The organism is Sporolactobacillus terrae DSM 11697 (assembly GCF_000648615.1).
Classification (GTDB): Bacteria; Bacillota; Bacilli; order Bacillales; family Sporolactobacillaceae; genus Sporolactobacillus; species Sporolactobacillus terrae.
Window position 1 is genome coordinate 1 of record NZ_JFZC01000055.1, and the last position, 23298, is coordinate 23298.

Sequence of the window (23298 nt, forward strand, 5' to 3'; positions counted from 1 at the left end):
GTTCCCATCCCGAACACGGTCGTTAAGCTCTTCTGTGCCGATGGTAATTGGGGGCTGTCCCCCTGTGAGAGTAGGTCACTGCCAGGCATTGCGGAGGATTAGCTCAGCTGGGAGAGCATCTGCCTTACAAGCAGAGGGTCATAGGTTCGAGCCCTATATCCTCCATTTTTATGCCGGTCTAGCTCAATTGGTAGAGCAACTGAATCGTAATCAGTAGGTTGGGGGTTCAAGTCCTCTGACCGGCACTGTGAATGAGCCACTAGCTCAGGGGTAGAGCATCTGACTTTTAATCAGAGGGTCGAAGGTTCAAATCCTTCGTGGCTCACCATCTGTTTATTATTATGCGGAAGTAGTTCAGTGATAGAACATCACCTTGCCATGGTGGGGGTCGCGGGTTTGAATCCCGTCTTCCGCTCCATTTTATCTATGCCGGGATGGCGAAATTGGCAGACGCACAGGACTTAAAATCCTGCGGTAGGTGACTACCGTGCCGGTTCGAGTCCGGCTCTCGGCACCATTTCAGTTATTTGCGCCCTTAGCTCAATTGGATAGAGCGTCTGACTACGGATCAGAAGGTTAGGGATTCGACTTCTCTAGGGCGCATTGATTTATCGGGAAGTGGCTCAGCTTGGTAGAGCACCACGTTCGGGACGTGGGGGTCGCAGGTTCAAATCCTGTCTTCCCGATTTTTTGCAAAAATAATGGACAGGTTATTCTCATTATTTTTGTAGGTCGGTAACGACTCAATTTATTGTGTATTTCATAAATGGGGCCTTAGCTCAGCTGGGAGAGCGCCTGCTTTGCACGCAGGAGGTCAGGGGTTCGATCCCCCTAGGCTCCACTTAAATTAATTGTTAGCCAATCGGCTGATTGAAACAGCTGAAGCAGCGTTCCTGTTTTTTACTGAGGAACGCTGCTTTTTTACAGATAAAAAGAAAGTTTATGATTTTGCTTTATCGATCTGCTTGTACCTGTAAATGGGTTTTTACGATGAGAAAATAAGCATCTGATGAGTGGTTGAGTATTTTTCAAAACTGTGGTGTTTAGACGTAATAAATCGCTTGTTCAGTTGATTATTTCCTGAAAATCATACATAATAAAGTTATAGTCAAAGTTAGTCAAAGTCAGGGAGGGTGCTACGGTGAGAAATATCTCTGATATTATTGAGAAGTATATTAAAGAAATTCTCGATTCGAATGATATCATCAAGTTGAAGCGAAGTGAATTGGCGGAAAAGTTTCAATGTGTCCCTTCACAGATCAACTATGTTTTGAAGACGCGTTTTTCCATTGAGCGCGGTTATGTTGTCGAAAGCAAGCGCGGCGGCGGTGGCTATATTCAAGTCGTCAAGGTGCGCCCGGTTACCGACGCAGAACTGATTGATGAAATGATTGGCCTCATCGGCTATCGGTTAACACAAAGTATGGCGGAATCGATTGTCATGCATCTGCTTGAGGAAGATGTGCTCAGCGACCGCGAAGCACGATTGATGATGACGGTTATGAATCATACAGCGATTAACATAGATATCCCTCTAAGGGATGAGCTGCGAGCGAATCTTATGAAGGCAATGCTTCGCTCACTCACATACAGCAGATGAGCTTCTGTCTCAGCGTTGCAGAATACTTGGAGGCCTCATCTTGGTAAATACCTTTTTGTTTGGCTATAATAATATACTAAATTAGGAATGAGCAGCAGACCCGCACAGTGAGCTGTCCATTGCTCAGCGTTGGCATCTTTTTTCAGTGCAAAGAGGATTTGGTAGTCCTGCTGCCGAATAGTATTAGATACCGGCGTCTTGTGAGTGTTCATTAGCTGTTTCATTCCGAAAAAACAGGTGGAGAAAGATCAAAATGACCTTTTAATGAATAGTGTACAGGTAAAGGTTTTTTGAAACCGTATTGATTGACTAAGGCCAGTGACAAGAAACAGCAACTAAAGGAGGCCACCGTTATGATGTTTGGACGATTTACAGAACGCGCTCAAAAAGTACTCGCGCTTTCACAGGAAGAGGCGATGCGTCTTGGGCATAATAATATTGGAACAGAACATATTCTGCTCGGCCTCGTACGTGAGGGCGACGGTATCGCTGCCAAAGCGCTGCTTGCTTTGAATCTGGATCCTGAAAAAATCCAGAAGGAAGTCGAAGCATTAATCGGCAGAGGCACGGATGAGGTACAGACCCCGCACTACACACCGCGTGCAAAGCGCGTTATTGAACTTTCGATGGATGAGGCAAGAAAAATCGGGCATTCATACGTGGGAACGGAGCATATTCTGCTCGGGCTGATCCGCGAGGGCGAGGGAGTTGCTGCCCGAGTCTTGAATAATCTTGGGGTCAGTTTAAATAAAGCACGCCAACAAGTTCTGCAGCTTCTCGGCAGCCATGAAGCGAACTCAGGCAGTGCCCAGGGACGAAATGCCTCGCATGCGAGCACGCCGACGCTGGACAGTTTGGCACGTGACTTGACCGCAATGGCCAGTGACGGCTCTCTTGATCCGGTTATCGGACGAAGCAAAGAAATTGAGCGTGTGATTGAAGTCCTCAGCCGCCGTACGAAGAACAACCCTGTTCTGATTGGTGAACCTGGTGTTGGTAAAACAGCAGTAGCTGAAGGGCTGGCACAAGAAATTGTAAACAATGAAGTCCCGGAAATCCTAAGGGAAAAAAGGGTCATGACTTTAGATATGGGAACAGTTGTCGCCGGAACAAAATATCGCGGCGAGTTTGAAGACCGCTTAAAAAAGGTAATGGACGAAATTCGTCAAGCCGGCAATGTCATTCTGTTTATTGATGAACTGCATACGCTGATCGGCGCAGGCGGTGCGGAAGGAGCGATCGATGCTTCGAACATTTTGAAACCGTCACTCTCTCGCGGCGAGCTGCAGTGCATCGGTGCCACGACACTTGATGAATACCGAAAGTACATCGAAAAAGACGCGGCTTTGGAAAGACGTTTCCAGCCGATCAAGGTCAAGGAACCGACAAAGGACCAATCCATTCAGATTTTGAAAGGGCTGCGCGATCGCTATGAAGCACATCACCGCGTAAAGATTACAGATGAAGCGATCAAAGAGGCGGTTCGCTTGTCCGACCGCTACATCTCGGATCGTTTCTTGCCGGATAAAGCGATTGATTTGATTGATGAGGCAGCATCAAAAGTTCGGTTGCGTTCCTACACGGCTCCGCCGAACCTAAAGGAACTGGAACAGCATCTTGAGTCGGTTAAAAAAGAAAAAGACTCCGCGGTGCAAAGCCAGGAATTTGAAAAAGCAGCCTCACTTCGCGATCAGGAACAGAAGCTGAAAGAACAGGTTGATCGCTGCAAAAAAGAATGGAAAGAAAAGCAGGGCAAAGAAAATACGCAAGTCCTTCCTGACGACGTAGCACTTGTTGTGTCGAACTGGACCGGTGTTCCGGTTGTCAAAATGGAGCAAAAAGAGAGCGAACGGCTGCTGAACATGGAATCCATTCTACATGAGCGCGTCATCGGACAAAATGAAGCGATCAATGCGATTTCTCATGCGATTCGCCGGGCGAGGGCTGGATTGAAAGATCCGAAACGGCCGATCGGCTCCTTTATTTTCCTCGGACCAACCGGTGTCGGCAAGACGGAGCTTGCGCGTGCGGTTGCTGAAACGCTGTTTGGTGACGAGGAGTCGATCATACGTATCGATATGTCCGAGTACATGGAGAAGCATACAACATCACGGCTCGTTGGATCGCCGCCAGGTTATGTTGGTCATGATGAAGGCGGACAACTTACAGAAAAGGTACGTCAAAAGCCTTATTCGGTGATCTTGTTTGACGAAATCGAAAAAGCACATCCGGATGTATTCAATATTTTGCTTCAAGTGCTTGATGACGGACGTTTAACGGATTCAAAGGGCCGGACAGTCGATTTTCGCAACACGGCAATTATTATGACCTCAAATGTTGGCGCAAGCCAATTAAAAAAGAATAAGTATGTGGGCTTCTCAGTGGATGAAGAAGGTCATGAGTACAAAGAAATGAAAGAACGGGTTATGGGCGAACTGAAACGTGCGTTCCGTCCGGAATTCTTGAACCGAATTGATGAAATTATTGTCTTCCATGAACTGAAGAAGGAAGAACTGATGGAGATTGTCACTTTACTTGCCGATCAGTTGAGAAATCGACTGTCAAATCAAGGCATACAAATTGATCTGACGGATGCGGCAAAACGACAGATTGTTGAAGAGGGCTACGATCCTGAATACGGGGCGCGCCCGCTGCGCCGGGCATTGCAGCGCAAGGTCGAAGACAAATTGTCTGAAGAGTTGTTGAAGGGCAATATTAAGAAAGGGACGAACGTTGTCATCGATTATCAAGATGGAGAATACTCGGTGAATCAGAAAAAGGAAGAAGCCGTACTGAAATCCTGAGTGTCCGCCAAAACAACGTTTCGTTATGATGTTAAAGAAGCCAAAGTTTTGATAAAGCCTTGGCTTCTTTGCTTATTTTGAGAAGTTTTTTCAGTTTCAGAACAGAGAAAGGTAAGTGATCCGATGGCAAAAAACAAAACCGTTTTTATTTGCCAAGAGTGTGGCTACGAGAGTCCAAAATGGATGGGCCGATGTCCCGGCTGTCAGCAATGGAACACATTGGTTGAGGAAATCATCAGACCGGCTGCGCCTGGGTTGAGGCAAGGCAGCGGAACGGTAAGCATGCCTTTCCGATTGACTGAGGTCGTTCTGGAAGAAGAACCTCGCATTAAGACGGGGATGACTGAACTGAATCGTGTCCTCGGCGGAGGCGTTGTTCCTGCTTCGCTGACGCTCGTCGGCGGTGATCCTGGGATCGGGAAGTCGACCCTGCTGCTGCAAACCTCCGACCAACTGGCACGTGGCGGGCACCGCGTCCTTTATATTTCCGGTGAGGAATCCGTTCGACAGACAAAAATGCGGGCAACACGACTCGGAGTCTCTTCTGAAGCACTTTATGTACTTGCTGAAACCGATATCGGTCAGATTGAGCGTCAAATCGAACAGGTAAATCCGGAAATTATGATCATTGATTCGATTCAGACGATCTATAATTCGCAACTTTCGTCCGCACCAGGAAGTATTTCCCAAGTCAAGGAGTGCACCGCATATCTGCTTAGACTCGCCAAGCAGCAAGGCATCGCTGTTTTCATTGTCGGGCATGTGACCAAGAATGGCGCTTTGGCAGGACCAAGGACACTTGAGCACATGGTGGACACTGTATTATATTTTGAAGGAGAACGCCATCACACCTTTCGTATTCTTAGGGCGGTTAAAAACCGCTTTGGTTCAACGAATGAAATGGGAGTATTCGAAATGAAGGAAGGTGGGCTTGTTGAGGTCGCCAATCCTTCGGAAATCTTTCTGCAAGAACGAGCAAAAGGGGCGGCGGGCTCGGCAGTCACAGCCTCAATGGAGGGAACACGTCCTCTTTTGGTTGAAGTCCAAGCACTAGTCACACCGACAAGCTTCGGCAATCCACGCCGTATGGCGGCAGGTCTCGACAATCACCGCATTGCCCTGCTAATGGCCGTGCTGGAGAAACGGGTGGGTTTGCTGCTGCAAAATCAAGACGCATACATCAATGTGGCCGGCGGCGTGAAACTTGACGAACCGGCAGTGGATCTTGCTGTTGCTATAAGTATTGCTTCCAGTTTTAACAACCGTCCGACGAAAGTAACCGATGCATTTGTCGGCGAAGTCGGTTTGACCGGCGAGGTACGGCGCGTCTCGCGTATTGACCAACGGATCAACGAAGCGTCTAAGCTTGGTTTCTCGCGTATTTTTGTCCCGTCTAAGAATCTTGGCGGTTGGTCCATACCGGATGGCGTTTCCGTGATCGGTGTCGACTCTCTTGCTCAGGCGATTAAATTAGCCTTGGGGACCGAACGCGAAGCCGCTCCAGAGCCTGATTTTTTTCCATCTGATTTTTAAACATCTGTGCGATGAAAAGAAGAAGCAAGAGGTGCGGCATGAAAAAAAGTGAACATCTTGAAAAACAGCAAGTTTTGATTTTTGTAATTTGTCTATAATGTGTTGGGGAGGTGAATGGAAATGATAAAACGGGTAATTCAACTATTCTTTGTATTAATTGGCGGTACACTTGGCTTTGTCTATCTACCGAAAATCATTTTTCTATTAAATTTAGGAAGCGGCACGCCGAGATGGATCAGCTCGCCTTTTGCCGGTATGGTGGTTGGCGGGGTGATCATGGCATTTTTATCCTTTTTGTTTGTGGACTCATTGGTACATCTGATTAAAGCCTTTGAAGATCGGATCATCAAGGCACCGGTGACCGATGTTTTATTCGGTACATTGGGACTTGGATTAGGCTTAGTGATTGCATTCTTAATTCAGTTGCCGCTGTCGAGTCTGCCTGGAGGGATCGGTACGATACTGGGAATCTTTATCTATATTTTTCTCGGTTACTTTTTCTTTCAAGTTGGCTTTAAAAAGCGTGACGAGCTGATCAGCCTTTTCCGGCTGCCGTCCAAAACAAAAGATAAGAAGAAAGATTTGCGTGCAGAAAATACGCAAGCTACCGACTACATTCCTTACAAAATTTTTGATACCAGTGTCATTATTGATGGGCGGATTGCCGATATCTGCCAAACGCGTTTCCTTGAAGGGACAATGGTTATCCCGCATTTTGTTCTGGAGGAGTTGCAGCACATTGCTGATTCATCGGATGTGTTGAAACGAAACCGCGGCCGACGCGGCCTGGACATTCTGAATAAAATTCAAAAAGATCATTCAATTCACGTTGATCTTTATGAAGGCGATTATGACGACATTACCGAAGTGGACAGCAAGCTTGTTCGTTTGGCTAAAGAAATCGACGGGATTGTGGTGACAAATGATTTTAATCTGAACAAAGTTTGTGAATTTCAGAAAGTGCCGGTACTTAACATCAATGATCTGGCAAATGCAGTGAAACCGGTTGTTCTTCCAGGTGAGGAACTGCGCGTGCAAGTAATCAAGGATGGAAAAGAGCAGAATCAAGGGGTTGGCTACCTTGACGATGGGACAATGATTGTGGTAGAAGAAGGACATAGGTATATAGGCAAGACGATTGACGTCATCATTACCAGTGTTTTGCAAACATCTGCTGGCCGAATGATCTTTGCCAAGCCTAAATTGCTTGAGAAGGCACTCTGAGGTAGTGGATTGCCTTCAATTCGGAGGCCGTATCAGATTGGACTATCAAGTGGTTGTTCTCGCCGCAGGTCAAGGAAGGCGAATGGGTGCCGGCACAAATAAAGTGCTGCTCGATTTAGCAGGGACACCGGTAATTGTGCGGACGCTGCGTGTTTTTGAGACGGATCCTATGTGTTCCGGTATTGTTCTCGTTACACGCGCTGATGAAGCGGATCAATTCCGCACATTAGTCCAGCACTATCATTTGGCAAAAGTAAGAGCTTTTGCAGAAGGTGGAAAAGAACGTCAGGAAAGTGTTTATTCAGGGCTTGAGCGACTGCCTCAAGACCCGAAGATGATTGTTCTGATTCATGACGGTGCACGTCCGTTCATCACGCATGCGTGCATTGCCAAAGCGGTTGAATCAGCCCAGGAATATGGTGCTGCGTTGCTTGCAGTTCCTGTCAAGGATACGATAAAGCAGGCGGCTCAATTAAAAGTTGAGAAAACATTAGAAAGAAAAAGCTTGTGGGCGGCACAAACCCCGCAGGCTTTTCGATTATCCGTGATCCGAGAAGCACATCAACAGAGTGCTGCCGTACATTTTATGGGCACGGATGACGCGTCATTAGTTGAACGGCTCGGGATGCCGGTTGCTGTGGTTGAAGGAAGTTATCGCAATATCAAGCTGACAACCCCGGAAGACCTGCTGATCGCGCAGCTGTTCATGGAGAGAGAGGAGAAATAACCGATGAGAATTGGTCATGGTTTTGATGTTCACCAATTCGCAGAGAATCGCGATTTGATTATCGGCGGTGTCACGATCCCCTACGAACGGGGACTCGTCGGTCATTCGGATGCCGATGTTCTGCTTCATGCGATCAGCGATGCGCTGCTCGGTTCCGTTGCAGAAGGCGATATAGGCAAGCATTTTCCGGATACTGATGAAGCTTATAAAGATGCAGACTCCAAGCAGCTGCTCGCTGAAGTCGCCGGTATCGTGCGCGCCAAGGGTTTTGTGATCAGCAACGTTGACAGCGTGGTCATTGTCCAGAAACCGAAGCTGGCCCCTTATATTGGCGAGATGTGCCAAGTGATTGCACGCGTTTTGAACCTTTCGGAGGATCAGATTAACGTCAAAGCGACGACAACAGAGAAGCTGGGCTTCACCGGCAGAGGCGAAGGAATCGCGGCAGAAGCCATTTGTCTTGTTGAAAAAATGACACCTGAAGAAGAATCCATTATTACGCGATAGAATTTGCACAGTTTCTTTTGCTTTTTCATGCATTTGATGGACAACCATTGCGTAGAACGTGCTAAAATAAAAATGAATAACAGAAAGTGGTGAATGCGTTGACAGAAGAAGTCAGGGTACGCTATGCGCCGAGTCCGACAGGCTTTCTGCATATCGGAAATGCGCGTACCGCAATTTTTAATTATCTTTTTGCACGCCATGCCGGCGGCAAATTTATTATTCGTATTGAAGACACCGACCAAAAACGTAACGTTGAGGGCGGGGAAGAAAGTCAGCTTAACTATTTGAAGTGGCTTGGCCTTGAATGGGATGAAAGTGTCGATGTCGGCGGAGCATACGGACCTTACCGCCAAATGGAACGTCTCGATATCTATAAAAAGTATTACGAACAGCTTCTCGAAAAAGGACTTGCTTACAAGTGCTACTGCACGCCTGAGGAATTGAAGGCGGAACGCGAAGAACAGATGGCAAGCGGGCATACACCGGGCTATTCAGGAAAATGCCGTCATCTGACTCCGGAACAAATCGCACAGTACGAAGCTGAAGGCAGGAAGCCGACGATCCGTTTTCGTATTCCTGACGATCAGAAAATTGAGTTTGACGACATTGTCAAAGGTCATCTAGCTTTTGACTCAAATGACGTTACCGATTTTGTGATCGTCAAGCAAAATGGTGTGCCGACCTATAACTTTGCGGTCGTTATTGACGATCACTTGATGAAGATGACGCATGTTCTTCGCGGTGAAGAACACATCTCTAATACACCGAAACAGATACTCTTGTTCCAGGCCTTTGGCTGGGAACCACCGGTTTTCGGTCATATGACCTTGATCGTCAACGAAAATCATAAGAAATTGAGCAAACGCGATAACAGCATCGTTCAGTTTATCGAACAGTATAAGAATCTTGGCTTCCTTCCGGAGGCATTGTTCAACTTCATCACTTTGCTCGGCTGGTCGCCAAAGGGCGAAGAAGAACTATTCTCGCGTGATGAATTTATCAAACTGTTTGATGCCGACCGGTTAAGCAAATCGCCGGCAATGTTCGACAAGTCAAAACTTGAATGGATGAATGGGCAGTATATTAAGAAGATGTCCAAAGAAGACTATGTTGCAATGACACTGCCGTACCTTATTGATGCAGGCTTAGTTCCTGCCAATATGACGGATGAGCAGCGCGAATGGGCGACAAAAGTTGTCCTTCTATATCAAGAACAGCTGCACTATGGTGCAAACATTGTCAACTTGTGCGACATGTTCTTTAATCATGATCTTGTTAAAACGGATCTGACCAAGGACGAGCAGAAGATTCTTGAAGGCGAGCAAGTGAAAGATGTCCTGACGGTCTTTGACCGCGAGCTGCGTAACCTGCCGGAATGGACAGCCGAAGCGATTGCACCGAAGATCAAAGTGACACAAAAGGAAACGAAGCAGCGCGGCTGGAAACTGTATATGCCAATTCGCGTGATTGCAACCGGGTCGCAGCATGGTCCGGAACTTCCTGAAGCGCTTGAGCTGCTCGGAAAAGAACTTGTACTCAAACGTCTGGAAACCTATCTTTCATCAGAACAGACCGTTTGAGCTGTTCAGGCAGAAAGCCGATCCCTGAAGGAGACGTTTTTCCGCAACACGCATAATGTGTTAGTAAACGAACGATGACGAGGTTAAGTAGAGATCTGTGCACCCGGACAGAGAACGCGGCCATAGGCTGGAAGCCGCTCGGGAAGCAGATGATCGAATTGCCCCTCTGAGTGGATCGCTGAAACAGAAAGCAGTAGGCGAAGACGGCAGCCGCCGTTATCGGCATAGAGTGGAGATTATCTCAAACAAAGTGGAACCGCGCCAAAGAGGCGTCTTTGTGTCGACCGGCACAAAGACGCTTTTTTAACACTGGTAAGAAAGTATAGAAAATAAAAGATTTAAGGAAACGAGTAAGTGCAACTAAGCCTTTGCCTTCGCCAGAGGCTTGGCAAAGCCAAGTTTTCTAATACATGAACGGTTCTGAAAGTATGGAAAGCAGCAAGGAGGCGGACATCTGTGCGCAGCATTATTGCAGAAGATCTGCACAATGTTTTTGACCAAGATCCGGCGGCCAGAAGCAAATGGGAAGTCATTTTAACCTACTCAGGTCTGCACGCGATCTGGACGCACCGCATCGCGCATTGGCTATGGAAGAAGAAACGTTTTTTTCTCGCCCGCGCTTTGTCGCAAGTTTCACGTTTTTTTACAGGCATTGAAATTCATCCCGGTGCGGTGATCGGCAGACGCTTTTTTATGGATCACGGCATGGGCATCGTGATTGGTGAAACGTGCGAGATCGGCGACGATGTGACGCTTTTTCAAGGGGTCACACTCGGGGGAACGGGTAAAGAAAAAGGTAAGCGCCACCCTACGATTGGAAACGATGTTTTAATATCGGCAGGCGCGAAGGTGCTCGGCTCAATCACAATCGGCGATCATTCGAAGATTGGGGCCGGATCGGTTGTTCTGCATAATGTACCGCAGGATTCAACGGTTGTTGGCATCCCAGGACGTGTCGTCCGGCAAAACGGCGTCAAGGTTCATCACCATGATTTAAACCACACAGATCTCCCGGATCCGGTTGCGGATAAAATGCAGCGGCTTGAGCGGCAAATAGAAGCTTTGCAAAACGAAGTTCAGAAATTAAGTGCACTGCAAAAAGAAAAGGAGTGAATGAAATGGGATTAAACGTGTACAACACGCTGACAAGGAAAAAGGAACCCTTTCATCCGATTGAAGAAGGCAAAGTGCGAATGTACGTGTGCGGACCGACGGTATACAACTATATTCATATTGGCAACGCACGCCCTGCGGTTGTTTTCGACACGGTTCGCAGGTATTTTGAGTACCGAGGGTATAAAGTGAACTATGTATCCAACTTTACCGATGTCGACGATCGGCTGATCAATGCTTCCAAAGCACGCCATCAATCGGTTCCAGAGATTGCCGAACAGTTTATCAAGGCTTACAAAGAGGACACCGGCGCGCTGAATGTGCAACCGGCAACGGTTCATCCGAGAGCAACGGAAACGATGCCGGAAATCATTGCTTTTATTAATAAACTGGTCGAATCCGGATTCGCCTATGAATCGAACGGGGATGTCTACTTTCGGACGCGTAAGTTCAAGGAATACGGCAAACTATCACATCAATCGATTGATGACCTGAAGGCGGGCGCGCGGATTCAGATTGGTGAAGACAAGGAAGATCCGCTTGATTTTGCTTTATGGAAGGCAGCGAAGCCAGGAGAAATCAAATGGAACAGCCCATGGGGCGATGGACGGCCGGGTTGGCATATCGAATGCTCAGCGATGGTTGAAAAGTATTTAGGCGACACCATCGATATTCACGCCGGCGGGACGGATTTGACGTTCCCGCATCACGAAAATGAAATTGCACAGTCCGAGTCACTGCATCATCAAACGATGGCTCATTACTGGCTGCATAACGGGCATATTCAGATTAATCATGAGAAAATGTCGAAATCGATTGGTAATGTGATTCTAGTTCATGATCTGATCAAAAAATTTGACCCGCAGGTTGTTCGCTTTTTCATTCTTACCGTCCAGTACCGACACCCGATTAACTTCAGCGATGCATTGTTAAATGACGCGGTGCAGGCCTTCGGGCGCCTTAAGACCGCCCATTACAATCTGAGTCACCGATTAAACGAGAGCGAATCAGCAGCGAATGAGACGATTGTCGAAAAGTATCGGAAACCATTTATCGAAGCGATGAACGATGACTTCAACACAGCCAATGCAATTGCGGTCCTTTTTGATGCAGCACGCGACGCGAATATTGCGCTTCAGAATGAGTCGAGTACCATTGAGGAACTGCAGGCTTATCTTCAGGTATTGACAGAGCTCCCGGCTGTGCTTGGGCTGACCCTTGCAGATGATACAGACCGTATTGTTGATCGTGATGTTGAAGCGTTGATCCAGAATCGCGAGGAAGCACGCAAAAATAGAGCGTTTGACGTCGCCGATGCCATTCGTGATCAGCTGAAAGAGGCGGGAATTATTCTTGAGGATACGCCTCAGGGTGTGCGCTGGAAACGAGGTAACGTATGAAAGTCGGCCAGAGCAAAACAGATCCGAAACAGCTCAATAGTCTTGCCCTTGCTTATATGGGCGATGCGGTGATTGAAGTATACGTTCGCAAAATGCTGATCGATGAGTCAGGAAAAACAAAACCTCATGCGCTCCACGCTCAGGCCGTCGATTATGTATCGGCAAAAGCGCAGTGCCGGTTCTTGCATGAACTGATGGATGAAGGTTTTCTTATGGATGACGAATGCAATACGGTGCGACGCGGGCGCAATGCGAAATCACATTCAGTGCCAAGAAATACGGATGTCCAAACGTATAATTTCAGTACCGGATTCGAAGCGCTGATCGGCACGTTGTTCCTGGAGGGCAAACAAGAGCGGATTGACGCGATTATGGGAAAAATGTTTGAATATCATCCGGTCGAAGGGAGCGGTCAAAATGAGTGACGAATGGATTATTGGACGTCACCCGGTTTCAGAAGCAGTTCGATCGGGTAGAGAGATAAATAAAGTATGGCTGAATAAAGAAGGACGGGGACTTGGTGATTTGCTGGATTTAATCAAATCACGCGGCATTGCCTTTCAGTTTGTCCCGAAAAAGAAACTGGATCAGCTATCGAAATCGACGCAGCATCAGGGGGTTGTCGCTTCAATTGCCGCCTACCGATATGCAGAGATTGATGACTTGTTTGCGCTGGCGAAACGTCGCGGGGAACAGCCTTTTTTCATGATGTTGGATAATGTTGAAGATCCGCATAACCTCGGATCGATTTTGCGAACGGCCGATGCCGCTGGATGTCATGGAATTATTATTCCAAAACGACGTTCCGTTGGGTTAACGTCTGTGGTGGCTAAAGCATCAACCGGAGCGATCGAATATGTACCGGTTGCGCGCGTGGCGAACCTAGCCAGCACGATCGATGCATTGAAGAAGCAAGGCGTCTGGTTTGCTGGAACGGCAGCCGATGGAAGCGAAGATTACCGTTCGGCAGATTTCACGATGCCGCTGTGTCTTGTGATCGGAAATGAAGGAGCAGGAATGTCGCAGCTTATACGCAAGAAATGCGATTTTCTGATCCGCCTTCCGATGAAGGGCAAGGTGACTTCGCTGAATGCGTCTGTTGCTGCCAGCTTGCTCATGTACGAGGTGCTTCGACGCCGCGAAAAGCAAGGATGACGTGCCATGAAAGATATTCTGATTGTCGACGGCTACAACGTTATCGGTGCCTGGACTGAGCTGAAACAACTTCAAAAGGATGACTTTGAGTGTGCACGCGATATGCTGATCGATAAGCTGTCGGAGTATCAATCGGTCACCGGATGGCAGGTCATACTGATTTTTGATGCCTATCTGCTTCCTGGTAAGGAAACAAAAACCAAGAAGTCCAAGATCGATGTCATCTACACCAAAAAGAGCGAGAAGGCCGATCAAAAGATTGAGGGGCTGATTAAAAAACTGCAAAATGTGAAGACACGTATTCATGTCGCAACCTCCGATATGGCCGAACAGTGGGCGGTTTTTTCACAAGGAGCCCTGCGAAAACCGTCACGAGAACTGATTGAGGAAATCCGCCAAATTGAGCGGCAAATAAAGAAAAGCACAAGCAATGAACGCAAAGCGTCGATCACGAAAATTTATCTTGATGAGGCGACGCGTAAAAAATTGGAACAAATGCGCAGAGGTTTTTGAAAATGATTGACGATTTTGAAAATTATAATGTATAATGTTCACACAACAAAAGGCATCTAGTGCTCGGGGGGTTTAAAGATGATTGATAATCCGGTTAAGGCAAATGTAGCTTTTGTTTCACAAAAAGACACGGAACTATTGAAAGCGATTCAAGAGGGAAATAACCAAGCCTTGGAGTATCTCATTTTTAAATATAAAAACTTTGTGCGCGCAAAAGCGAAGGCCTATTTCCTCGTTGGCGCAGATCGGGAAGACATTATTCAGGAAGGCATGATCGGTCTTTTTAAAGCGATTCGCGACTATCGCGGGGACAAGCTGGCTTCGTTTAAGGCGTTTGCAGAACTATGCATCACGCGCCAGATGATTACGGCGGTTAAGACAGCGACGCGTCAAAAGCATATTCCATTAAACTCATACATTTCGCTCGATAAACCGATTTATGATGAGGAATCGGAACGAACGCTGATGGATGTGGTGTGCGAATCAAAGATGAACAATCCCGAACAGATGCTGATTAGCCGCGAAGAGTGCGACGATATCGAAGAGAAACTGTCTCAAGTACTCAGTGACTTGGAGCGCAAAGTACTCCGGCAGTATTTGGACGGCAGAACCTATCAGGAAATTTCTGTTGACTTGAAACGCCATGTGAAGTCGATCGACAATGCGCTGCAGCGTGTGAAACGGAAATTAGAACACTGCATGCATGTGGAAGAATTCAGTATTTGAGAAGTGTCTCCGAATCGATGCGCTTGTTGACATGCTATTGTTACTTGTGATAAGTTTGGAGAGTATATGAAGAACGTCAAGAGAGGCGGTTTCACGCCTTTCTTTCTTTTACTTGCAGAAAAGTAGACATCTTCTCCGGGCAGGCGAGAGTCGGAGTGAGCGTGCCTGTCCCGGTCCCGCACCCTTAAGAATAGTTTAGAAAAGCATATCCGGGCTTATGACATGTTAGTTATCCGCATCTGGTACTGGACTTGCAAGACATATACAAAATGACGGACACCGAAATAATTTTGATAAGCGGAGGTAGCACCTATGGCGGGCATGATTAAGGGAACTGGAAAGTTTTTCCGAGACATTGTCGTTGAATCGAAAAAAGTCACTTGGCCGACAGGAAAAGAATTGTTGAAATACACGGTTACTGTAATTATTACCGTTGTTTTTCTGGCGCTCTTTTTCGTTGTTGTTGATCTTGGAATTTCTGAGCTTCTGCGCGTGATAACAAATCAATGATTGACTCTTGCGGGTAAACCGCGGGAGGCTGGTCATTTGGAGGAAGAACGATATGGAGAAGAACTGGTATGTAGTTCACACATACTCGGGTTATGAAAACAAAGTAAAAACGAACCTTGAAAAAAGGGTAGAAACAATGGGGATGACGGATAAAATTTTCCGCATCCTTGTACCGATGGAAGAAGAAACCGAAGTGAAGAACGGTCAGAAAAAGACCGCAATGAAAAAAGTATTCCCAGGCTATGTGCTGGCTGAAATGGTGATGACAGACGACTCCTGGTATGTTGTACGCAATACACCGGGCGTCACCGGGTTTGTCGGCTCAACCGGCGCTGGATCAAAACCGATTCCGCTGCTTCCCGAAGAAGTCGATGCCATTCTGAAACAGATGGGACTCAAAGAGAAGCCGGCTAATGTTGACTTTGAAATTAAAGAACAAGTCAAAGTCAAGGAAGGGCCGTTTGCCGATTTTGTCGGAAGCATTGAGAACATTGACGAAGAGAAAAGTAAGCTGAAAGTACATGTGAATATGTTTGGCCGGGAAACCCCGCTCGAATTGGATTTTGACCAAGTGTCGAAACTCGACTAAGGCTGTACTCCTTAAAATACAACCGATCAAACCTTGCAATTTATGCTTGCCGATTGTATAATCTTGATGTTTGTATGATTTTATCCAATCTCACCAAAGCAACACATGAAGTGCAAGAAGCCATAGAGGCAGTGTATGAGTGGGAGGGGCAGACCCGTACCACAAATCGTTATAGGGAGGTGCTCTCATGGCAAAGAAAGTAGTCAAGCTAGTGAAACTGCAAATTCCAGCAGGTAAAGCAAATCCGGCTCCGCCAGTTGGTCCTGCACTGGGCCAGGCGGGCGTTAACATTATGGGCTTTTGTAAGGAATTCAACGCTCGGACATCGGACCAAGCAGGTCTGATCATCCCAGTTGAAATCACCGTTTTCGAAGATCGTTCGTTTACGTTCATCACGAAAACACCGCCGGCAGCCGTTCTTCTGAAGAAGGAAACCGGCATCGAATCCGGTTCAGGCGAACCGAATACGAAAAAGGTTGCGACAATCAAACGCGACAAAGTCCGCGCGATTGCCGAACTGAAAATGCCTGATCTGAACGCGGCAGATGTTGAAGCTGCAATGCGTATGGTTGAAGGAACCGCACGCAGCATGGGCATCGTTGTCGAAGACTGATCGTGTGCCGCACGGATAAAACGTATGCTTTATCCTGTGCGTTTTGGTTTTTGGTTGGTGGGAGGTCATATGCAAACCGTTAATACCACGAAGGAGGATTTCAAATGGCTAAAAGAGGTAAAAAGTATCAAGAACAAGCTAAAGCTGTTGATCGCACAAAAGCGTACGCGATTGATGAAGCAGTCGGCTTGGTAAAGAAGATTGCTTCTGCTGGTTTCGACGAATCCGTTGATGTTGCGGTCCGTTTAGGCGTCGACACTCGGAAGAATGATCAGCAGGTTCGCGGTGCGGTGGTACTGCCGAACGGAACAGGTAAAACGCAACGCGTACTCGTTTTTGCTAAAGGTGAAAAAGCAAAGGAAGCAGAAGCTGCCGGAGCAGATTACGTTGGCGAAACAGAATACGTTGAAAAAATTAACGAAGGCTGGTTCGACTTTGATGTTGTGGTCGCAACGCCGGATATGATGGCTCAAGTTGGCCGTCTCGGACGTGTTCTCGGACCTAAAGGCCTGATGCCGAACCCGAAGACCGGTACGGTAACTTTTGATGTTGAAAAAGCAGTTAAAGAAATCAAAGCCGGTAAAGTAGAATACCGTGCACAAAAAGACGGAAACGTTCATGTGCCGATCGGTAAGGTTTCTTTTGACGATCAGAAACTGGTTGAAAACTTTAAAGTGTTGATCGAAACACTGCTCAAAGTGAAACCAGCTGCAGCAAAAGGTACGTACATGAAGAACATTGCCATTTCTTCAACGATGGGACCTGGCGTCAAAGTATCGCTTGCTTCCGTAAAATAATAACACAAATGGATGAGGATCTGAGTTGACATACTGTTTCAAACTCAGTATAATGATTCATGTTGTGAATTGAATGATTAGCCGTAGACAGCAGGGGCATAGTTTATGCTTAATGAAAACCCAGCCGAGGTTTAGCAAATTCTTGATAACTAATCGGTTTGATAGATTAAGCCCTCGACTCTTCGGATTCGAGGGCTTTTTGATAGACCTAGATTTTGGGATGATAACTGATACGGATAAATAACGAAAGAGGAGGTGCCCAAGACATGAGCAACCAAAAAATCTTGGATCAAAAGAAATTGGTCGTTGATGAAATTGCTGCAAAGCTTAAAGATAGCGTTGCAACGATTGCTGTCAATTACCGTGGCCTTTCTGTTGCTGAAGTTACTGAATTGCGCAAGCAACTGCGTGAAGCAGGCGTTGAATACAAAGTGTACAAAAATACATTTGCACGCCGCGCAACGGAAATTGCCGGCTTGACCGATCTTGATGATGCTTTGACCGGCCCGACTGCTATTTCGTTCAGCAAAGATGACGTCATTGCTCCGGCAAAAGTATTGTACAACTTTGCTAAAGAACATGAAGCACTCGAAATCAAAGCAGGTGTCATCGAAGGCAAACTGACGTCGCTAGACGAAATCAAGGCGCTGGCAGAACTGCCGTCCAGAGAAGGACTTCTCTCGATGCTGGCAAATGTTCTGCAGGCTCCAATCCGCAACTTCGCTTTGGGTGTCAAAGCCGTTGCCGAACAAAAAGAACAAGAAGCGTAAGCTGATTGACTACTACAAACCGAATTATAAGGAGGAACATATACAATGACTAAAGAAGAAATCATTGGCGCGATTAAAGAAATGTCCGTTCTCGAATTGAACGATCTTGTTAAAGCAATTGAAGATGAATTTGGTGTTACCGCAGCAGCTCAGGTTGCCGCTCCAGCAGGTGCAGCAGGTGCAGCAGCTGAAGAAAAATCTGAATTTGATGTTGTTCTGGCAGATGCTGGTTCACAAAAAATCAAGGTTATCAAAGTTGTTCGTGAAATTACTGGTCTCGGCCTGAAAGATGCAAAAGCATTAGTTGATGGTGTTCCGAAGGCTGTTAAAGAAGGCGCTGCTAAAGAAGAAGCCGAAGAACTCAAAGGCAAACTCGAAGAAGTTGGCGCAAAAGTAGAACTGAAATAAGTTCTTGAAAAGGCCCGCGCTTGCGCGGGCCTTTTCTTTTTTCACAGAAAAAGAAAAGATATGATTTTTGGTCCCGCAAAAGACAGTGCAGCAAATGCGCAGAGTCTTGCCTGTCTGAGGAGGCTCGCGGTGCGCCCGCGGCAAGCGAGCAACCGAAGCGACGATTCAGCACCGAAAAGACACGAGTCCATCACACATGGTTGGAGATTAAGGACCGGGCGCTTTTTGCTTGGTTTTTCTCACAGAATTATACAGGTTTGGTGATAAGTGTAGAGACGATCCGCGAGAACGATTCCTGTGCAGATTCAACCGCGGAAAAAGAAAAATTAACGTTAACAAGACAAGGCAGTGTATGGAAAAGATCGCATTTGCGAAACTAAATGAGTGAAGACAATGACTCGTCATTGCGGAGCGCAGCTGATTTTCAAGGGGATGATTGAGTTGACAGAACATTACTATTCAGAGCACCCTCATGTGAAAAGCAATCCTCATTCACTGAGCGCGACATTGCGTCAGCACAATTTTGTGTTTACAACCGATGCCGGTGTTTTTTCAAAAAATGCGATTGATTTTGGCTCTGCACTACTGATTGAAACGTTTTACGAACCACAAATTTCCGGGGCATTTTTGGATATGGGGTGCGGCTATGGTCCGATTGGCATTGCTTTAGCTAGGGATTTTCCCGATCGAGACGTGGTTATGGTTGATATTAACGAGCGCGCGGTTGCGCTGGCAGCAAAGAATGCCCAAGAAAATCAAGTGAATCCTGTTGTTTTGCAGAGCTCACTATTCGAAAAGGTGACGGGCGACTTTGCAGCAATTGTGACGAATCCGCCAATCCGTGCCGGAAAACAAGTTGTGCATCAAATTTTTCGCGATGCCCATTGCTTTTTGAAACATGGCGGTGAGTTATGGACCGTTATTCAAAAGAAGCAGGGAGCGCCGTCTGCACTAAAAATGCTGCAATCTTTATTTGATCGTGTAGACGTTGCGGCAAAGAAAAAAGGCTATTATATTTTGTGTGCAAGAAAAGATTGACAACATATACCCTCTGTGATATTATGTTTTAATGCTAACATGGGTAAATTTGTAGGTATAAGTATTTCCTTTTTAGGGAATGCTAATCAAATAATTTTTGAACTGCGGTAAGCTCAAGAAGTATGGTTTGCCGATTTTTTCAATATGCTTGATTTGAGGGGTGAAATAGTTGACAGGTCAACTCGTACAATACGGACGCCACCGCCAACGCAGGAGCTACGCTCGGATTAAAGAAGTGCTGGAACTCCCTAATCTTATTGAAATTCAGACCGCCTCCTATCAGTGGTTCCTCGATGAAGGAATTCGGGAAATGTTTCAAGACATTTCTCCGGTGGAAGACTTTACAGGTAATCTGATTTTGGAATTCGTCGACTATAGTTTGGGAGAACCAAAATATTCGGTTGACGAATCAAAGTCGCGCGATGTAACCTATGCTGCACCGCTTCGCGTAAAGGTGCGACTGATCAATAAAGAAACAGGCGAAGTAAAGGAACAAGAAGTATTTATGGGGGATTTCCCATTAATGACTGAAGCCGGTACCTTCATTATTAACGGGGCTGAGCGAGTCATCGTCTCCCAGCTGGTACGTTCGCCAAGTGTTTACTTTAATGACAAAGTTGACAAAAACGGAAAAAAAGGCTTTGGTGCAACGGTTATTCCAAACCGAGGCGCTTGGCTGGAATATGAAACGGATGCCAAAGATGTTGTCTATGTGAGAATTGACCGTACGCGGAAAGTCCCTGTAACGGTTCTTTTGCGTTCTCTTGGGTTTAGTACGGATCAAGAGATTATCGATCTTCTAGGTGAAGACGAATATCTGAGAAACACTTTGGAAAAAGATAACACCGACAGCACGGATAAAGCACTCGTTGAAATATACGAGCGTCTGCGTCCGGGCGAACCGCCAACCGTAGAAAATGCGAAAAGTCTTCTTGAAGCACGTTTCTTCGACCCGAAACGCTATGATCTGGCGAATGTCGGCCGCTACAAGATGAATAAGAAGCTCCACATCAAAAATAGATTGTTCAACCAGAGACTCGCACAGAAACTGGTTGATCCGGAAACGGGAGAAATTGTTGCTGATGAAGGCACACTTCTTGACCGCCGGACACTTGACCGTCTTTTGCCGACGATTGAGAAAAAGTTAGGCTTTGTTGACTATACACCGTCTGAAGGCGTTATTGCCGGTCAAACGATCCGTGTACAAAAGATCGATGTTTACTCACCTCTTGAAGAAGATAAGGGCAAGGTAGTCAGTGTAATGGGCAACTGCGAGATTGACCGATCAATCAAGCACATTACGCCTGCCGACATTCTTTCTTCAATCAACTATTTCTTTGATCTGCTTCACGGCATTGGCGATACCGATGACATTGACCACTTGGGAAATCGCCGTCTGCGTTCAGTAGGCGAATTGCTGCAGAACCAGTTTCGGATCGGTTTGTCGCGAATGGAACGTGTCATCCGTGAACGTATGTCGATTCAGGATACGAACAGCATTACGCCGCAGGCATTGATCAATATTCGCCCGGTTATTGCGTCGATCAAAGAATTCTTCGGAAGTTCACAGCTTTCACAGTTCATGGATCAGACCAACCCGCTGGCCGAACTCACCCACAAGCGCCGTCTGTCAGCGCTTGGACCTGGTGGATTGACGCGTGAACGTGCCGGCATGGAAGTCCGTGACGTTCACTATTCGCACTATGGCCGTATGTGCCCGATTGAAACGCCTGAAGGCCCAAATATCGGACTGATCAACTCGTTGTCAAGTTATGCACGTGTCAATAAATACGGGTTTATTGAAACGCCATACCGCCGTGTTGATCCAGAAACCGGAAGGGTTACCGAGCACATTGACTACTTAACCGCCGACGAAGAGGATAACTATGTTGTTGCTCAAGCAAACGCTGAGCTGAGCGATGACGGAGAATTTCTTGAAGATCATATTCTCGCCCGGTTCAGAAGTGAGAACCTGGTTGTTCATAAGGAACGCGTCGACTACATGGACGTATCGCCAAAGCAGGTGGTTTCAGTTGCATCGGCATGTATTCCTTTCCTTGCCAATGACGACTCGAACCGTGCGTTGATGGGTGCCAACATGCAGCGTCAAGCGGTTCCGCTGCTCCGTCCGCAAGCACCATTGGTCGGAACAGGTATGGAATATGTGTCCGCTCGTGATTCAGGAGCGGCAATTCGTTCGAAGTTCCGCGGCCGCGTTGAATATGTGTCTGCCCGTGTGATCAAGATTCGCACGCTAGAGAATATTGATGGACGTGACGTAGCCGGAGATGTTGTGACTTATAAACTCTCTAAATTCGAGCGTTCGAACCAAGGAATGTGCTACAACCAAAAACCGATTGTGAAAACCGGTAATGTTGTTTCCAAGGGCGAGATTATTGCTGATGGTCCTTCCATGGATATGGGCGAACTCGCATTAGGCCGCAACGTATTGGTCGGATTCATGACTTGGAACGGATATAACTATGAAGATGCCGTCATCATGAGTGAAAAACTTGTGAAAGACGATGTTTACACCTCTATTCATATTGAGGAATATGAATCTGATGCACGTGACACGAAACTCGGACCGGAAGATATTACCCGGGACATTCCGAACGTCGGCGAGGATGCACTGAAGAACCTCGATGACCGCGGTATTATTCGTGTTGGTGCGGAAGTGCGCGACGGCGACATTCTCGTCGGAAAGGTGACGCCAAAAGGGGTTACGGAACTTACAGCTGAAGAACGGCTACTCCATGCGATTTTCGGTGAAAAAGCACGCGAAGTGCGTGATACATCGCTGAAGGTACCACATGGCGGCGGCGGTATTGTGCACGATGTTAAGATCTTTACACGCGAGGCAGGCGATGAACTGCCACCAGGTGTCAATGAATTGGTTCGTGTTTATATCGTCCAGAAACGTAAAATTCATGAAGGGGACAAAATGGCCGGACGACACGGAAACAAAGGTGTCATCTCCAAAATCCTTCCTGAAGAAGATATGCCGTTTTTGCCAAACGGACGTCCGCTGGATATCATGCTTAACCCACTCGGTGTGCCTTCCCGTATGAACATCGGGCAGGTTCTTGAACTTCACCTTGGTATGGCCGCTCGCGAAATGGGCATTCACATTGCAACTCCTGTATTCGATGGTGCGCGCGAAGAAGATGTCTGGAGCACGCTCGAAGAAGCAGGACTTTCACGGGATGGCAAAACGGTGCTTTATGACGGCCGCACAGGTGACCCATTTGACAACCGCGTTTCAGTCGGCGTCATGTACATGATCAAGCTGGCCCACATGGTTGACGATAAGCTGCACGCGCGTTCAACTGGACCGTACTCTCTGGTTACACAGCAGCCGCTCGGTGGTAAAGCACAATTCGGTGGCCAGAGATTTGGTGAAATGGAAGTTTGGGCGCTGGAAGCATACGGCGCCGCACACACCCTTCAAGAAATTCTGACGGTGAAGTCAGATGATGTTGTCGGACGTGTAAAAACCTACGAATCCATTGTCAAAGGCGACAACGTTCCCGAACCGGGTGTCCCTGAATCGTTCAAGGTGCTCATTAAAGAACTGCAAAGTCTTGGTATGGATGTTAAGGTGCTCGACGGTGATCACTCGGAAATCGTAATCAAAGAGCTTGAAGACGAAGAAGAGTCGCTGGACGACAATCTCAATGTGCAAGTTTAA

21 protein-coding genes, 8 tRNA genes, 1 rRNA gene and 2 other annotated features are annotated in these 23298 nt (G+C 46.9%); all 30 genes read left to right on the forward strand.

Annotated features, from left to right (window positions below; genetic code table 11):
- Positions 1–87, forward strand: a 5S ribosomal RNA gene (gene rrf, locus AA84_RS18415); the annotation flags it as partial.
- Positions 88–92: 5 nt separating this feature from the next.
- Positions 93–165 (forward strand) — tRNA-Val (locus tag AA84_RS0111420).
- 7 nt (positions 166–172) lie between these two features.
- Positions 173–245: transfer RNA gene (locus AA84_RS0111425), tRNA-Thr, on the forward strand.
- A gap of 8 nt (positions 246–253) precedes the next feature.
- Positions 254–328, forward strand: a tRNA-Lys gene (locus AA84_RS0111430).
- Positions 329–343: 15 nt separating this feature from the next.
- Positions 344–418: transfer RNA gene (locus tag AA84_RS0111435), tRNA-Gly, on the forward strand.
- 10 nt (positions 419–428) lie between these two features.
- Positions 429–517: transfer RNA gene (locus AA84_RS0111440), tRNA-Leu, on the forward strand.
- 12 nt (positions 518–529) lie between these two features.
- A tRNA-Arg gene (locus AA84_RS0111445) sits at positions 530–603 on the forward strand.
- 9 nt (positions 604–612) lie between these two features.
- Positions 613–686, forward strand: a tRNA-Pro gene (locus AA84_RS0111450).
- Between the two features lie 82 nt (positions 687–768).
- A tRNA-Ala gene (locus AA84_RS0111455) sits at positions 769–841 on the forward strand.
- Positions 842–1141: 300 nt separating this feature from the next.
- Positions 1142–1600, forward strand: coding sequence for a CtsR family transcriptional regulator (locus AA84_RS0111465; RefSeq protein ID WP_028977311.1), 459 nt, complete (start codon positions 1142–1144; stop codon positions 1598–1600).
- Between the two features lie 353 nt (positions 1601–1953).
- Positions 1954–4404, forward strand: coding sequence for an ATP-dependent protease ATP-binding subunit ClpC (gene clpC, locus AA84_RS0111470; RefSeq protein WP_028977312.1), 2451 nt, complete (start codon positions 1954–1956; stop codon positions 4402–4404).
- 123 nt (positions 4405–4527) lie between these two features.
- Positions 4528–5937 (forward strand): DNA repair protein RadA, encoded by a 1410-nt coding sequence (gene radA, locus AA84_RS0111475; RefSeq protein ID WP_028977313.1) that lies wholly within the window; start codon positions 4528–4530, stop codon positions 5935–5937.
- A gap of 120 nt (positions 5938–6057) precedes the next feature.
- A complete protein-coding gene (locus AA84_RS0111480) occupies positions 6058–7161 on the forward strand; it encodes a PIN/TRAM domain-containing protein (protein ID WP_028977314.1) in 1104 nt (367 codons plus the stop codon).
- 37 nt (positions 7162–7198) lie between these two features.
- The gene (gene ispD, locus AA84_RS0111485; RefSeq protein WP_028977315.1) at positions 7199–7888 is read left to right on the forward strand and encodes a 2-C-methyl-D-erythritol 4-phosphate cytidylyltransferase; all 690 of its coding nucleotides are present in this window, start codon (positions 7199–7201) and stop codon (positions 7886–7888) included.
- A 3-nt stretch (positions 7889–7891) separates the two neighbouring features.
- Positions 7892–8395, forward strand: a complete 504-nt coding sequence (gene ispF / locus AA84_RS0111490; protein WP_028977316.1) for a 2-C-methyl-D-erythritol 2,4-cyclodiphosphate synthase — start codon at positions 7892–7894, stop codon at positions 8393–8395.
- Positions 8396–8493: 98 nt separating this feature from the next.
- The gene (gltX, locus tag AA84_RS0111495; protein ID WP_028977317.1) at positions 8494–9975 is read left to right on the forward strand and encodes a glutamate--tRNA ligase; all 1482 of its coding nucleotides are present in this window, start codon (positions 8494–8496) and stop codon (positions 9973–9975) included.
- Between the two features lie 65 nt (positions 9976–10040).
- Positions 10041–10255 (forward strand) — a binding site (T-box leader).
- A 176-nt stretch (positions 10256–10431) separates the two neighbouring features.
- A complete protein-coding gene (gene epsC / locus AA84_RS0111505) occupies positions 10432–11088 on the forward strand; it encodes a serine O-acetyltransferase EpsC (protein WP_010024051.1) in 657 nt (218 codons plus the stop codon).
- Positions 11089–11093: 5 nt separating this feature from the next.
- A complete protein-coding gene (gene cysS / locus AA84_RS0111510; protein ID WP_028977320.1) occupies positions 11094–12488 on the forward strand; it encodes a cysteine--tRNA ligase in 1395 nt (464 codons plus the stop codon).
- Positions 12485–12913, forward strand: coding sequence for a Mini-ribonuclease 3 (locus AA84_RS0111515; protein WP_028977321.1), 429 nt, complete (start codon positions 12485–12487; stop codon positions 12911–12913). The genes cysS and AA84_RS0111515 overlap by 4 nt, the downstream gene beginning before the upstream one ends.
- The gene (gene rlmB / locus AA84_RS0111520; RefSeq protein ID WP_028977322.1) at positions 12906–13643 is read left to right on the forward strand and encodes a 23S rRNA (guanosine(2251)-2'-O)-methyltransferase RlmB; all 738 of its coding nucleotides are present in this window, start codon (positions 12906–12908) and stop codon (positions 13641–13643) included. The genes AA84_RS0111515 and rlmB overlap by 8 nt, the downstream gene beginning before the upstream one ends.
- Before the next feature lie 6 nt (positions 13644–13649).
- On the forward strand, positions 13650–14156 hold the full coding sequence (locus tag AA84_RS0111525; RefSeq protein ID WP_028977323.1) for an NYN domain-containing protein: 507 nt from the start codon (positions 13650–13652) through the stop codon (positions 14154–14156).
- 78 nt (positions 14157–14234) lie between these two features.
- Positions 14235–14882, forward strand: a complete 648-nt coding sequence (sigH, locus tag AA84_RS0111530) for an RNA polymerase sporulation sigma factor SigH (RefSeq protein ID WP_028977324.1) — start codon at positions 14235–14237, stop codon at positions 14880–14882.
- Positions 14883–15194: 312 nt separating this feature from the next.
- The gene (gene secE / locus AA84_RS0111535) at positions 15195–15392 is read left to right on the forward strand and encodes a preprotein translocase subunit SecE (RefSeq protein ID WP_028977325.1); all 198 of its coding nucleotides are present in this window, start codon (positions 15195–15197) and stop codon (positions 15390–15392) included.
- Between the two features lie 52 nt (positions 15393–15444).
- Positions 15445–15981 carry a transcription termination/antitermination protein NusG gene (nusG, locus tag AA84_RS0111540; protein ID WP_028977326.1) on the forward strand — a complete coding sequence of 179 codons (537 nt, stop codon included), beginning with the start codon at positions 15445–15447 and terminating at the stop codon, positions 15979–15981.
- Positions 15982–16168: 187 nt separating this feature from the next.
- Positions 16169–16594 carry a 50S ribosomal protein L11 gene (rplK, locus tag AA84_RS0111545; RefSeq protein WP_028977327.1) on the forward strand — a complete coding sequence of 142 codons (426 nt, stop codon included), beginning with the start codon at positions 16169–16171 and terminating at the stop codon, positions 16592–16594.
- A 104-nt stretch (positions 16595–16698) separates the two neighbouring features.
- Positions 16699–17391 (forward strand): 50S ribosomal protein L1, encoded by a 693-nt coding sequence (gene rplA / locus AA84_RS0111550; protein ID WP_028977328.1) that lies wholly within the window; start codon positions 16699–16701, stop codon positions 17389–17391.
- 63 nt (positions 17392–17454) lie between these two features.
- Positions 17455–17602 (forward strand) — a sequence feature (ribosomal protein L10 leader region).
- A 55-nt stretch (positions 17603–17657) separates the two neighbouring features.
- Positions 17658–18161, forward strand: a complete 504-nt coding sequence (rplJ, locus tag AA84_RS0111555) for a 50S ribosomal protein L10 (RefSeq protein WP_028977329.1) — start codon at positions 17658–17660, stop codon at positions 18159–18161.
- 45 nt (positions 18162–18206) lie between these two features.
- Complete coding sequence (rplL, locus tag AA84_RS0111560; protein ID WP_028977330.1) at positions 18207–18569, forward strand: 50S ribosomal protein L7/L12; 363 nt, start codon at positions 18207–18209, stop codon at positions 18567–18569.
- A gap of 441 nt (positions 18570–19010) precedes the next feature.
- Entirely contained in the window at positions 19011–19607 is a 597-nt protein-coding gene (locus AA84_RS0111570) for a class I SAM-dependent methyltransferase (protein WP_028977332.1), read from the forward strand.
- 169 nt (positions 19608–19776) lie between these two features.
- Positions 19777–23298: a DNA-directed RNA polymerase subunit beta gene (gene rpoB / locus AA84_RS0111575; protein ID WP_028977333.1), complete on the forward strand. Its 3522-nt coding sequence runs from the start codon at positions 19777–19779 to the stop codon at positions 23296–23298.